The sequence below is a fragment of the Pseudoalteromonas sp. SIMBA_162 genome (assembly GCF_046535955.1).
GTDB classification, from domain to species: domain Bacteria; phylum Pseudomonadota; class Gammaproteobacteria; order Enterobacterales; family Alteromonadaceae; genus Pseudoalteromonas; species Pseudoalteromonas marina.
This window is the reverse complement of sequence record NZ_JAWJBQ010000040.1, coordinates 1-13,587: the sequence shown is the minus strand read 5'-3', so window position 1 is coordinate 13,587 and position 13,587 is coordinate 1. Positions and strand designations below refer to the sequence as shown.

The 13,587-nt window shown below is 39.9% G+C and carries 13 protein-coding genes; 4 read left to right on the top strand and 9 right to left on the bottom strand.

Translation table 11 applies throughout. The features are described 5' to 3' along the window. Positions 1–409: 409 nt before the first annotated feature. The 3 genes from recG to asnC are packed head-to-tail and all read right to left on the bottom strand — an operon-like array spanning position 410 to position 3,737. Positions 410–2,491, bottom strand: coding sequence for an ATP-dependent DNA helicase RecG (gene recG, locus R0J88_RS18495; protein ID WP_410900670.1), 2,082 nt, complete (start codon positions 2,489–2,491; stop codon positions 410–412). Positions 2,492–2,551: 60 nt separating this feature from the next. Further along, positions 2,552–3,238, bottom strand: a complete 687-nt coding sequence (trmH, locus tag R0J88_RS18490; RefSeq protein ID WP_243532442.1) for a tRNA (guanosine(18)-2'-O)-methyltransferase TrmH — start codon at positions 3,236–3,238, stop codon at positions 2,552–2,554. 40 nt (positions 3,239–3,278) lie between these two features. After that, positions 3,279–3,737, bottom strand: coding sequence for a transcriptional regulator AsnC (gene asnC / locus R0J88_RS18485; RefSeq protein WP_039038562.1), 459 nt, complete (start codon positions 3,735–3,737; stop codon positions 3,279–3,281). Positions 3,738–3,934: 197 nt separating this feature from the next. Between asnC and asnA the strand changes: the two genes are divergently transcribed. Then, positions 3,935–4,930: an aspartate--ammonia ligase gene (gene asnA / locus R0J88_RS18480; protein ID WP_410900669.1), complete on the top strand. Its 996-nt coding sequence runs from the start codon at positions 3,935–3,937 to the stop codon at positions 4,928–4,930. 37 nt (positions 4,931–4,967) lie between these two features. Here the strand turns inward: asnA and R0J88_RS18475 are convergent, their stop codons facing one another. The 6 genes from R0J88_RS18475 to R0J88_RS18450 form a co-directional block, all read right to left on the bottom strand. Then, positions 4,968–6,575, bottom strand: coding sequence for a DUF342 domain-containing protein (locus R0J88_RS18475; RefSeq protein WP_410900668.1), 1,608 nt, complete (start codon positions 6,573–6,575; stop codon positions 4,968–4,970). A gap of 157 nt (positions 6,576–6,732) precedes the next feature. Beyond that, positions 6,733–7,125 carry a RidA family protein gene (locus tag R0J88_RS18470; protein WP_006794740.1) on the bottom strand — a complete coding sequence of 131 codons (393 nt, stop codon included), beginning with the start codon at positions 7,123–7,125 and terminating at the stop codon, positions 6,733–6,735. 12 nt (positions 7,126–7,137) lie between these two features. Then, entirely contained in the window at positions 7,138–9,243 is a 2,106-nt protein-coding gene (gene spoT / locus R0J88_RS18465; protein WP_008130682.1) for a bifunctional GTP diphosphokinase/guanosine-3',5'-bis pyrophosphate 3'-pyrophosphohydrolase, read from the bottom strand. A 128-nt stretch (positions 9,244–9,371) separates the two neighbouring features. Then, the gene (gene rpoZ, locus R0J88_RS18460) at positions 9,372–9,647 is read right to left on the bottom strand and encodes a DNA-directed RNA polymerase subunit omega (RefSeq protein ID WP_006794742.1); all 276 of its coding nucleotides are present in this window, start codon (positions 9,645–9,647) and stop codon (positions 9,372–9,374) included. Between the two features lie 124 nt (positions 9,648–9,771). Further along, on the bottom strand, positions 9,772–10,392 hold the full coding sequence (gmk, locus tag R0J88_RS18455) for a guanylate kinase (protein WP_203985825.1): 621 nt from the start codon (positions 10,390–10,392) through the stop codon (positions 9,772–9,774). A gap of 116 nt (positions 10,393–10,508) precedes the next feature. Beyond that, on the bottom strand, positions 10,509–11,369 hold the full coding sequence (locus R0J88_RS18450; protein ID WP_008130686.1) for a YicC/YloC family endoribonuclease: 861 nt from the start codon (positions 11,367–11,369) through the stop codon (positions 10,509–10,511). Between the two features lie 179 nt (positions 11,370–11,548). Here R0J88_RS18450 and rph point away from each other — a divergent pair, with 179 nt between their 5' ends. From rph to R0J88_RS18435, 3 genes are read left to right on the top strand one after another with little or no spacing between them, the layout of a single operon-like run. Continuing rightward, positions 11,549–12,262 carry a ribonuclease PH gene (gene rph / locus R0J88_RS18445; protein WP_006794745.1) on the top strand — a complete coding sequence of 238 codons (714 nt, stop codon included), beginning with the start codon at positions 11,549–11,551 and terminating at the stop codon, positions 12,260–12,262. Positions 12,263–12,281: 19 nt separating this feature from the next. Continuing rightward, positions 12,282–12,926: an orotate phosphoribosyltransferase gene (gene pyrE, locus R0J88_RS18440; RefSeq protein WP_006794746.1), complete on the top strand. Its 645-nt coding sequence runs from the start codon at positions 12,282–12,284 to the stop codon at positions 12,924–12,926. A gap of 55 nt (positions 12,927–12,981) precedes the next feature. Next, entirely contained in the window at positions 12,982–13,368 is a 387-nt protein-coding gene (locus R0J88_RS18435) for a diacylglycerol kinase (RefSeq protein ID WP_006794747.1), read from the top strand. Positions 13,369–13,587 lie beyond the last annotated feature (219 nt).

Here is a 13,587-nt window from a genome sequence, read left to right as displayed (position 1 = left end):
CCGAACTCAGTAGTGAAACGAAACAGCGCCGATGATAGTGTAGCATTTGCTATGTGAAAGTAGGACATTACCAGGCTCCAAATAGTAGAAAGCCCGACTAGCAATAGTCGGGCTTTTTTACGTCTGCAGAAAAGTAATCTTCAGCATTCTCTTCTCTAAAGCGTCGCGTCTCTTAAGCGAAGCGCCTCTTTGTGAAAAGTGTTTTGGCTTTCAATACACTGACTTATGGTAGGTAACATTTCACTGTGACTCTCTACCGCTGTGGGCACTACAACATAATTTATAAGGCTAAGGGTAGGAAGTAATCAGCGTATATGCATTTACATCCAGAGGTTTCAGCTAGAAGACTGTACACTATATTTGAAAACCACTTACTACCTAGAGTGATGTTGGAATAAGTATAATGGGGTTATGCTTGTGCGTAGTTTGTTTTATTGCCCAACCAGCGTTGAATGAGTTGATCTACATATTGAGGGTATTGACTTAACATCTGTTGTGCAATGGGTCTTACTTGATTTAGAGTTTGTTTATCTCGGGTTAAATCAGCAATTTTAAATTCTGCTAAGCCTGTTTGCTTAGTTCCTAGGACTTCACCTGGGCCGCGTATTTCTAAATCCCGCTCGGCTATCACAAAGCCATCGTTACTGTCTCTAAGTACACCTAAGCGTTTTTGAGCGGTATGCGAAAGTGGTGCATGGTATAAAAGAACACAATGGGAGGCAATACTCCCTCTTCCCACTCGCCCGCGTAACTGGTGTAATTGTGCTAAACCTAAGCGCTCTGGGTTTTCAATAATGATTAAGCTTGCGTTAGGTACGTCAACACCTACTTCAATTACTGTTGTAGCAACTAAAACATGTATAAGGCCTCTTTTAAAGTCGTCCATGATGGACTGCTTTTCTGCTGGCTTCATTCGTCCGTGTACTAAGCCAATACTTAAATCTGGCAAGGCTTCCTTCAATTGCACAGCACTATCTTCAGCTGCTTGGCATTGCAGTGCTTCAGACTCATCAATGAGTGTGCATACCCAATAAACTTGACGTTCTTGTTCATTGCAAGCAGATTTAACGCGAGTAATTATATCGTCACGACGCGTGTCTGGAAGTGCTATTGTAGTAATAGGTGTTCGCCCAGGTGGTAACTCATCAATAATTGAGACTTCTAAGTCGGCATAAGCTGTCATTGCTAAAGTACGTGGAATGGGGGTTGCGGTCATCACTAGTTGATGTGGATAACAGCCATTAAATTGCCCCTTTTCTCTTAGTGTTAAACGCTGATGAACACCGAACCGATGTTGTTCATCAATAATTATAAGTACTAGGTTGTTAAATTTTACTTCATCTTGGAATAAAGCATGTGTTCCTACAATCATTTGTGCTTCACCAGAGGCAATCTTTTCTAGTGTTGCTGTACGTTCTTTACCTTTTGTTTTTCCACCAAGCCATGCTACGTCTATGCCTAATTGTTTAAACCATGAGGTGAAACTTATACCATGCTGCTCTGCAAGTATTTCAGTAGGTGCCATTAAAGCTACTTGAAACCCTTGAGCTATTGCTGTTAATGCGCTTAATGCCGCAACTAAGGTTTTGCCAGAGCCTACATCGCCTTGAACTAGGCGCATCATAGGATAAGGAGATGCTAGATCAACTTTAATTTCTGACACAACACGATTTTGTGCATTGGTTGGCGCAAAAGGCAATTGTGATAAAAATTGAGGCTCTAATTTATTTGTAGAACTTAGAGACACTGCTTTTGCTTGCTGTCCTTGCTCTCTTACTTTTAATAAGCTTAGGTTTTGTGCAAGTAATTCTTCAAATACTAAACGCTGCTGAGCAGGGTGTGTTCCTTGCTCTAGCTCATTAACGTCGATATTACTAGGTGGGCGATGAAGCAATAATAAGGCATCAGCTAGTGCAAGTTGAGAAGGTTGCCATTGCACGGGTAACAGTTCTTCAACAGAGTATTTATTAAGCAGCTCTACAGCTTGTTCACTTAGGGCCCTAATAGATAATTGCTTTAAACCATCTGTTGTTGGGTAAACTGGCGTTAATGTTGAAGCTGTTGGCTGCTCACTTGGTGTATCACTTAAACTGTATTCTGGATGGCTCATTTCAAAGCCAGCACGCCCGCGGCGAACTTCGCCGAAGCAACGTATTATTTTTCCAGGGCTTAATGCATTTTTTTGTGCTGCACTGAAATTAAAAAACCTAAGTGTGAGCCTCCCTGTATTATCATTTACTTGCACAACGAGCATACGTCTTTTGCCAAATGTGATCTGGCTTGTTTCTATTGTTGCTTCAATGCTCACATGGCTGTGTAATGACAGTTCGTTGATGGAATAAATACGGGTTCTATCTTCGTACCTAAGCGGTAAGTGAAAGAGCATGTCTTGCACGTTTTTAATACCTAGCTTTAAAAGGCGTTCGGCCATTTTAGGTCCGACCCCTTTAAGTTCCGTAATGGGGTATTGGTTTAAGCTAGGTTTAGACAATGTAGGCTCAAATCTTTTTATTTGTGAATGAGTTAAGTGTACTCACAGGCTCGCTAAGCATCAAGCATGTTTTAAAGCGTGCCAAAATTCATCGTCAGCAATTATTTCACCTTCTTCATCGAGTGGCGGGTAAGGTAGTTTTTTTATACGGCATTGTTTAGCTATAACGGGGTGGTAGCCTTCAAAATACATAGGGTGTTTTATATCTTCGCTCAACATATTACGGCTATATAGCCCTGCCTTTTCGCGTTGATGTTGTGCTTCAAATAAAATGAGTGCTGCAGCCACAGAAACATTAAGAGATTGCACCATGCCTTGCATAGGGATAATTATGTTTTGATCGGCATGCTTAAGGGCTTGTGCTGAGATCCCGGTTTTTTCTTGCCCAACAATAATTGCTGTGGGTTTTGTGTAATCTATTTCTCTAAAATCAACGGCATCCTCGCTCAGGTGCGTGGCTAATATTTGTACATTTGGGTTGTGCTGTCGCATCATGGTTGCAGCATCATCAATATTTTTATGAAGGTGGGTTTCTAGCCAATTTTTACTCCCGCCAGAGGTGTTATTAGTTAGCCATTTTTGGTTTTCAGGCCATACAGCATGTACATGGTGGCAACCCACTGCATCGGCACTTCTTACAATAGCCGATAGGTTATGGTGTTTGTGCACGTCTTCTAGGCACACGGTTAAGTCGGTTTGGCGACGCGATAAGACGTCTTTAATTCGTTGATAGCGATTTTGCTGCATGGTGATCCTCTTTTTTGTTAATTATACGAAATTTTATGTACTAAGGCATCACTGTGCGGCTAATTGGGTTTTGTAATGAAATAAGTGTCTCGGTGGACTGAATAGCTTCTATCGCTTGAATTTTATTTATTAATACATCCTGTAAGTGGTCGATTGATTTAGCCATTACTTTAATAAAAATGCTGTAATTACCGGTGGTGTAATAGGCTTCAACAACTTCTTCAAGCGCTTCGAGTTTAATGAGTGTTTCAGGATAGTCGCGTGCATTATTTAAATTAATACCAATAAAACAGCAAACGTCATAGCCAAGTTGCTTTGTATTTATACTTAATTGGGTACCTGTGATAATTCCTGCTTGTTTTAATTTTTCTACACGCACATGAATAGTACCGGCACTTACGTTAAAACGTTTAGCTAATTCTGCATAAGCTGTACGGGCGTTTTCCATTAAAGCGTGAAGTATTTGTTTATCGAGATTATCGATTTGATAATTTTCCATTATTTTTTCTTATTTAAATTAGTGAATTCACATTTTTATACCCTTTAAATTAGTCGAATTAATACATTAAAGCTATTTTTATTATGGGTTATTGAATTAAAAGTTTAAATCGTTACAGTAACTTCATTAGTAGCATCTGTTAGGTGCGTTATTAAAAATAAAGTAAGTAACAATAACTGGGAATGAGGCCAATTATTATGAGTTCACACTATGTGCAGCAGCAGTTGCAAATAAGCAGCGTAAAGCAATTTTTTTCACGGCAATTGGAAAAGCAGTTAGGGCTAGTCGAAGTGCAGGCACCTATTCTTGCAAAAGTAGGTGATGGCACACAAGATAATTTAAGCGGTCATGAAAACGCTGTAGCAGTAAATGTAAAAGCGATTGCTGATAGCCAATACGAAGTTGTGCATTCGCTAGCAAAGTGGAAACGTAAAACGTTAGGTGAGTATGGATTTAGTAAAGGTGAAGGCCTTTACACTCAAATGAAGGCACTGCGCCCTGATGAAGAGTCGCTAAGTCCTATTCACTCGGTTTACGTTGAACAGTGGGATTGGGAAAAGGTAATTTGTGAATCAACAGAACGTTCTTTAACTACCCTCAAACGTACAGTTGAATCAATTTATAAAGGCATAAAAGAAACAGAGCAATTTGTTAGCGAACACTTTTCGCTTGATCCTTTTTTACCAAGTGATATTCAATTTGTGCACAGTGAAGAGCTTCGTAAAATGTACCCTGACCTTACTGCTAAAAATCGCGAAAAAGCAATAGCAAAAAAATATGGTGCTGTATTTTTAATTGGGATTGGTGGTCAATTAGGCGATGGTCAAATTCACGATGTAAGAGCGCCTGATTATGACGATTGGTCTACACCAACGAGCGAACAATATATAGGGCTCAATGGTGATATTTTAGTATGGAATCCAATACTGGAAGATTCTTTTGAGATATCTTCTATGGGGATTCGTGTAAGCCCTGAGGTACTAAAAACTCAGTTGAGCATTACAGGAGATGATGACCGCCTGCAATTGGATTGGCATAAGGCATTATTAAAAAGTCAGTTTCCACAAACTATTGGTGGTGGTATTGGGCAATCACGTTTGGCTATGTTATTGCTGCAAAAGGAACATATTGGGCAAGTTCAAGTTGGAGTATGGTCAACACAAACACATGCAAGCGTTGACGGTCTACTCTAATGAAAGATATAAGAGTGCTGCTTTTAGCACTCTATATTCACGATGTTTTAAACTCAACTTCTACTTTGTTATTCATCAGTTTTATTGTGCAAGGTGGGTAATTACGGTTTGTTTTAAGAACTTTATCAAAAATATGTATTTCCACACCTGAATGTAAAACTGTATTGACGATTAAGTGTGTATTTGTAAGTAATTCATGAAGGTTATTCTCTAATGATGAGAGTTGCCTTTCATATTGCTCTGCTTGTTGACATAGATGTAACTGAGTAGCACCAATTTTATTGATAAGTTCGTTTTTTCTTTCTGGATCTTTAAGCAAGTCTGCTTTTTCTAATGCAGGTTGTAAGGAGTCTAATTGCTGCTCCGTTTTAGCAAGCTCTTTAAAGCACTCGTCAGTTTCAGCAGTAATATCACCGCCGGAGCTTGCTAAATTAATAACCAATTTAGCACCCGATTCGTTGCCAATTTCACCAGCAATCAATGTTGTCGCGTCTAAAATCTCACCGCCAAATATCTTTCCTTTAGGTAAATCTGGTTGACCTACCTTTAGTGCATGACGTGCCTTCATAATACAGTGGCTAGTTTGTCGCTCAATAAAAATATTCGCAGCTTCTAAATAGCAATATTGTGAGTGTGATACATGAATGTCGCCTTCACATATAAGTTTACACGAAAGCGATTTGTCGTCAGATTTTTGATGCCCAATAACGCCTTGCTTAACAGTAATATTACCGCCGGCTGTTAACTCACCAGATTCAACAGTACCAAATATTGTAATATCACCTTTGGCGGTTACTTTCATTCCAGGTTCTATATTTCGAGTAACAATCACACTGCCTTCAAAATCAATATGACCGCTCTTAACGTTGACATCGGGAATAGTAAAAATATCGTCTACGCGCATTCCGTTAGTAATTTCAATAGGCACACCTGATATGGTTGATACTAACTCTAGAGGGTTAAGTTTAGAGATCTCGGTACCCTCACCGGCAACAAGTTGTTTATTGTCACCCGGTTTCGCCGGTAATATATCGCCAAGTACAGTAAAGCCTTCTTTTCCTGGAGTTGCGGGTTGCTGGCGTATAAGTACCGCACCAGGCTCAACACTTGCCATTTTACCAAAGTCACGCATATCAACGCTGCCATCTTCTTTTAACTTTGGGGTTTTTAGATGGTCTTTTAAAGTTCTTACTTTGGTAACGAGTTTAGTTGCTAAGCCATCACTGGGCAGGCGGCCTTGAGCCAAAATACCCTGCACAACCTCACCTGCTTTAGCAGTAAATTGCTTTTGTAATAGTTGTTCTAAATATGCTTGCTTATAACCACGAACTATACCTGCTTTGACTAGCTGTTTTTTTGCATCATCTAGGCTGAGTAAATCACCGCCTTGCGCGACGGTAAGCTCGCCAGTAGCCATCATTTTATCATCACTGATGACAACCTCTAACTTTGCATCGTATTTGGTCGCGACGATAAGTACTGGCTCTGTACTTTTATCTTTGAAGAATGCATTAATTGCGTCGTAATCAATTTTACAGTCGCAAAATTTAGACATTTCTATTGCTTCAATAACAAATGTAGCACTTGGAGGCGGGTGTTTATTTACATCGAGTAAAACATTCCCATTATGAGCAAGCTTAAACACAGCTAATCCTTTTTAACCACTAAAGTTTTAGTAAATTAATGACATAGTTACAGAGTGATAGAAATTGAAGACGGAGTCAAGATAGTAAAAATAACAATATAGTATAAAAAGAGGACAGGTGTGAGCTATAGAGTGGGTCTATAGCTCAGGAAAAATATTAGTTAGTTGAAGGCAGTTCCATTATTCCGTCAATCTCAACTTGTACACCTTTTGGTAAAGCACGTACACCAACTGCTGCACGTGCAGGGTATGGTTGCTTAAAGTACTGGCTCATTACTTCGTTAACGACAGCAAAGTTAGATAAATCAGTTAAATAAATATTTACTTTAACTAAGTCTTGAATTTTACCACCGGCTTCTTCACACACTGCTGTGATATTTTTAAATACTTGATGTGTTTGCTCACTAAAGTCTTCTGATATAACTTCCATAGTCTCAGGTACTAATGGAATTTGACCAGACAAGTATACTGCAGTGCCAACTTTAACTGCTTGGCTGTAAGTACCTATTGCTGCAGGTGCTTTTTCGGTGGATATAAATGCTTTGTTCATGTTTTTCCTATGTTATTTTTTTCGATAGACTTTTTGCACATCAGGCATTACGCGAATTTTTCGCATAATGTTGGCAACATGGACACGGTTTTTAACCGTGACTCCAAGGTCTATCACATATAAATTACTTTCTTTTTCGTCAGTCGCTATTTCAACAATATTAGCGTGGGTTGTGGCAACTACGTTGGTTAACTTAGCTAACGCACCTTGATGATTAATAATCTCTACTCTAAGGGCTGCTATGTATTCTTTTTCAGGGTTATCATCCCATTTTACGACCAGGTATTTAGATCGTTCACTTTCCCAGCCACGAATATTTTTACATTCTTGGCGATGAACTGTTAATCCTTTACCTTGGCTTATGTGTGCAGTAATTGCATCACCTGGGACAGGGCGGCAACATTTAGAGTAATTGACTAACATGCCTTCTGTTCCAATAATGGTCGCTTTGGCTTGTTTAGTTATGTCGGTCAAGTCGTCAGAATCATTTTGCAACAAACGCTTGGCTATGAGTACGCTCATTAAATTACCAGCGCCAATTTCTACAAGCAGCTCAAGTAAGGTCGAAAGCTCATGCTCTTCAAGAACGCGTGCAATATTTTCATCAGGAATACTATCTAACTTGTTTTCGCCTAGTGCAGAGTCGAGTAAGCGTCTACCAAGCAACATAGCTTCTTCATGATGCTGACTCTTAAGGTAATTACGAATACCTAAGCGTGCTTTACCTGTCACAATAAAGTTAAGCCAAGTTGCATTAGGGTGAGCGCCTGAACTGGTGATCACTTCAATTGTTTGGCCTGTGTCTAGTGGTTTACTTAGCGGGTAAGGTTTGCGGTTAACACGCGCGCCTACACAGGTATTGCCTACGTCGGTATGAACTGCATACGCAAAATCGACCGCAGTAGCACCCATTGGTAGTTCAACTATTCGGCCATCAGGGGTGAATACGTAAATTTCCTCAGGGAATAATTCTGTTTTAACGTTTTCAATAAATTCAAATGACGACCCTGCACTTTGTTGAAGTTCAAGTAAGCTTTGCATCCACTGACGAGCACGTTGCTGAGACGTATTTCCTGCACCATCGCCAGCTTTTTTATACATCCAATGTGCTGCAACGCCTTTGTCGGCCATATGATCCATATCATGAGTACGAATTTGTATTTCTACAGGAATACCATGCGGGCCAACAAGCGAAGTATGCAACGACTGGTAACCATTTGTTTTAGGTACCGCAATGTAATCTTTAAAGCGAGTTTCAATAGGTTTATATAAATTATGCGCAACGCCTAATACACGGTAGCAGGTATCCATTGAATCGACGGCAATTCTAAACGCATAAATATCCATTACCTCATTAAACAGCAACTCCTTATTTAGCATTTTTTTATAAATGCTATAAAGGTGTTTTTCGCGTCCAGATACAGTAGCAGCAATGCCCGATTCTTCTAAGCGAGCTTCTACTTCGGTTTGAATATTGGAGATAACTTCTTTGCGGTTACCACGGGCTTTAGCCACTTCCGACTTAAGTGCACGATGGCGCATAGGGTATAATGCTTGAAAACCTAAGTCTTCCAGTTCATTTTTTATATCGTGAATACCCAAACGGTTTGCAATGGGTGCGTATATTTCAAGTGTTTCACGCGCAATGCGGCGGCGTTTATCAGGGCGAAGTGCGCCAAGGGTGCGCATATTGTGTGTTCTATCGGCAAGTTTGATTAAAATAACCCGAATGTCTTGTGTCATTGCCATGATCATTTTTCGGTAGTTTTCAGCCTGAAACTCTTTTTTATCTTTAAAGCTTAGCTTATCAAGCTTACTTACACCTTCAACAAGTTCTGCGACGGTTTCGCCAAAAATCTCAGCTAAGTCTTGTTGGCTAAAGTCGGTATCTTCAATTACATCGTGCATTAATGCGGCCATGAGTGTTTCATGATCAAGGTGCATACCTGCGAGGATTTGAGTTACTTCAACGGGGTGAGTAATGTAAGGCTCGCCGCTTGAGCGAGTTTGACCTTCATGGGCCTCTCGTGCTACCACGTAAGATTTTTGTACCAGCTCTACTTCAGCAGCAGGTAAGTATTCAGAAATTTTCTTTTTTAGACCTTCAAAAAGATACATTCACACTCCAATGTTCTAGTGAAGCAAATTAGGTAACGGTAAGTTAAGAATATACGATGAAAAGAAAGGATTGCCAACGGCTATAGTAGAAATACTGCGCCGTTGGCTAAATCAGACCGGGAGGTCGATTATTGGTTGCCACCAACAATAGCAGCAACAGCAGCAAGTTCTGCTGCTTCTTGATGTTGTTGTTCTTCACGGTCAATTAAATCCATTGATGAGCTATCAACAAGGTTTAATTCAATTTCACGTAAAGCAACAACGGTTGGTTTATCGTTTTCAGGGTCTACTAGTGGAGTTTTACCACCAACAGCAATTTGGCGGGCACGACGAGCCGCAACTAAAATTAAGTCAAAACGATTACCAACTGCATCTACTGCATCTTCAACTGTTACGCGAGCCATCTCAGCACTCCAAAAATAATTTAAAAGCAAAGGCGTAGTTTACTGTACGCAGGGACTTTCGCCAATAGGTAGTGGTCAATTTTTATCAGTTTTACTGAGTATGACCTAATTAAATGCCCTTAATTTACTTTAAAAGGTCATTTAGTAATTTTTTATTACGAATTTCTTGAGCGCTTAATGTTAAACGCTGCGCCATAACAATCGTTTCGATATCACCAAGGGCAGTATCAAAATCATCGTTTACAATAACAAAATCGTACTCGTTGAAATGAGATGTTTCAGATTGTGCTTTGGCCATACGAGACGCAATAACATCCGCAGAGTCTTGGCCGCGGTTATTTAAGCGTTGTTCAAGTTCTGCTTTAGAAGGCGGTAAAATAAAAATAGTCTGCACGCTTGGCATAATTTTACGAACTTGCTGCGCACCTTGCCAGTCTATGTCTAAAAATACATCTATGCCTGCGTCAAGTTGCGACTCAATAGCTTGTTTTGATGTACCGTAATAGTTATCAAAAACTTGTGCCCACTCAAAAAAATCATCTTTGGTAATTAATGCCTTAAACTCATCAGTAGTTACAAAGTGATAGTGAACGCCATTTTCTTCACCTGGGCGAGGTGAGCGAGTGGTGTGCGATACCGATACTTTCATATCTGCATGTTTCTTAAGTAAGGCATTAATTAAGCTAGACTTACCTGCACCTGATGGCGCTGATAAAATAAATAAGTTTCCGCGAGTTTGAGCCATGTTTTTCTCTATCAAAAAATAAACAGGCTTGAGTTATAAATAACCCAAGCCTTTAATTATTACATTGTACTTTATTTAGCTATTTGTGCTCAAGTGAGTCACAGGCGTACTTTACGCTATTCAATATTTTGGATCTGCTCACGCATTTGTTCAATTAGAACTTTAAGCTCCACTGCCGCATTAGTAATATCGCTATTAATAGACTTAGAAGCGAGGGTATTTGCTTCTCGGTTAAACTCTTGCATCATAAAGTCTAGACGTCGACCACATGCGCCGCCTTTTTTAAGAATTTTTTTAGTTTCTTTAACATGAGATTTTAAGCGGTCTAGTTCTTCAGCTACGTCTTGTTTTTGTGCCAGATAAATTAGTTCTTGCTCAAGACGAGACTCGTCAATATTTGTCGTTAAATCTTCTAATTTTTGTTCGAGCTTCTCACGTTGCCATTTAGTAATTTCTGGCATGTGAGTTTCTACAGTGTTCACTTGCTCTATAATTGCATCAAGGCGAGTTGCTATCATTTCTTCTAAATTTGCGCCCTCATCACCCCGTGCTGATTTAAAGTCCTCAATTACTTCATCTAGCCCTGCAATTAGCGCTGTGTTTACGCTGTCCATATCCAGTTCTTCGGCTTCCATTACGCCAGGCCAGCGTAAAATATCAACTGGGTTTATCTCACCATTACTTTGCTGTTGAACCCATTTAGCACTATTTATAAGTTGTTCAGCCAATGCTTGATTAATTGATAACTCACCAACATGAGCTGGGTTTGCAACAAACTTTAAAAATACTTCTACTTTACCGCGCTGTAGATGTTTACGTAAGCGTTCACGAATAACAGGCTCCATCCCACGAAATTGCTCTGGTGCGCGAATAAAGGTTTCAAGGTAACGTTGGTTAACTGATCGAACTTCCCAAGTGCCAGTGCCCCAATCGCCTTTTATCTCGCGACGCGCATAAGCTGTCATACTGTGGATCATGGATGGTTTCCTAAGTTTTATAATACATAATTAATTATTATTATACCGAAACACTCTCCAACCTCTAGGGAAAATTTAAGTAGCTGAATGTTTTGCAACCAGGTATTTGTTAAATCAGCATGGTATCTGTACTCACATACACTTATAATGTGGCAAATTATGAATTAAGGGGATCGTCAATGCGTCCAAGCCAAAGAACACCAAATCAAATTAGACCCGTATCATTTACACGTAATTATACTTTGCATGCAGAAGGGTCTGTACTTGTTGAATTTGGTAATACCAAAGTACTTTGTACAGCTACGGTTGAATCGGGCGTTCCGCGTTTCATGAAAGGCCAAGGTAAGGGGTGGATAAATGCTGAGTACGGCATGCTTCCAAGGTCAACACACACGCGCAATGCTCGAGAAGCGTCTCGTGGTAAGCAAGGTGGCCGAACAATGGAAATTCAACGTTTGATCGCACGTGCACTTCGCGCGGCAGTTGATTTAAAAGCACTTGGCGAAAACACGATTACTATTGATTGTGATGTCATTCAGGCCGATGGTGGAACACGCACAGCATCAATAAGCGGTGCTTGTGTTGCACTTGTCGATGCACTAACCCACATGCGTGCCAAGGGTATGATTAATTCAAACCCGCTTAAGCATATGATTGCTGCAATTTCAGTTGGCATATATAAGGGCCAAGCTATAAGTGATTTAGAATATATTGAAGACTCAGCGGCAGAAACTGATATGAATGTAATTTTAACTGAAACAGGTAAAATTATTGAAGTTCAAGGCACGGCAGAGGGCGAACCGTTTTCGTTTGATGAGCTTGATGAGTTACTTACATTAGCAAAACACTCTATTAGAGAGATCATTGACGTTCAAAAGCAAGCATTAGCATAAATAAGTAGGTAGCAAAAAAATGAAAGATTACCAAAAAGAATTTATTGAATTTGCGCTAGAAAAGCAGGTTCTGAAGTTTGGTGAGTTTACCCTTAAATCAGGCCGTACTAGTCCATACTTCTTTAATGCAGGCTTATTTAACACTGGACGTGATTTAGCACGGTTAGGCCGTTTTTATGCTGCAGCTCTAGAAGATGCGGCTATAGAATATGATGTTTTATTTGGACCAGCTTATAAAGGTATTCCAATCGCTACCACCACAGCTGTAGCATTAGCAGATCATTACAACAAAGATGTACCTTATTGCTTTAACCGCAAAGAGAAAAAAGCGCATGGTGAAGGCGGTACATTAGTAGGCTCACCATTAAATGGTAAAATCATGCTGGTGGATGATGTGATCACTGCGGGTACCGCAATTCGCGAATCAATGGAAATCATCGCAGATAATGGCGCAGACTTAAGTGGTGTATTAATAGCACTAGATCGTCAGGAAAAAGGTAAAGCTGAGCTCTCTGCTATTCAAGAGGTTGAGCGCGACTTTAATACACAGGTAATCTCTATTGTTAAACTTGCTGATTTGATTAGTTACCTTGAAAACCAAGGGACAATGGGTGAACATTTAGTATCAGTAAAAGCGTATCGTGATAAATACGGCGTAGCCTAAAATATAAAGCCTCGCATTGCGGGGCTTTCTTTTGACCTTTAAAAGAGCTTATTTAATGAAAGATGTATTCAAACCAAATGGATTAGGGTTCAAGCGTGTATTTAAAGCCACATACTGCTCCTATCTAGGATTTAAAGCAGCGTTTAAAGAAGAAGCTGCATTCAGGCAAGAGTTGCTGATCTGCATAATCCTTTTTCCTTTTTCATTTCTGCTGGCATCTTCATTACTTCATTGGGCAATTCTTATGTGCTCACTGTTAGTGGTATTAATTGTTGAATTATTAAACTCAGCAATTGAAGCACTCACTGATCGAGTAAGCACAGAACTACATGTTTTGTCAGGCAGGGCAAAAGATATGGGCTCTGCAGCCGTCACGCTTTCACTAATGATCCTTGTGATCTTATGGGGAGTGAGTTTGTATATGAAGATCGTCGGATCTTAGCCTACCGCTTCAAAGCAAAATTGACGATACATGTTAATAAAATGAAAGCAATGTTGTTTTTTTAGTGTGTTTAGTTCAAATACTCATCGAACAGTATGTTTTTTCAAGTTTTCTTCAAAAAAGGGTTGATCTGTTTTTGGATCTCCCTATAATGCGACCCCACTGAGACGGCAGAGCAGGCAACGCTTAGCGAGGCAAGCAAACCACTTAGTGAGTCGA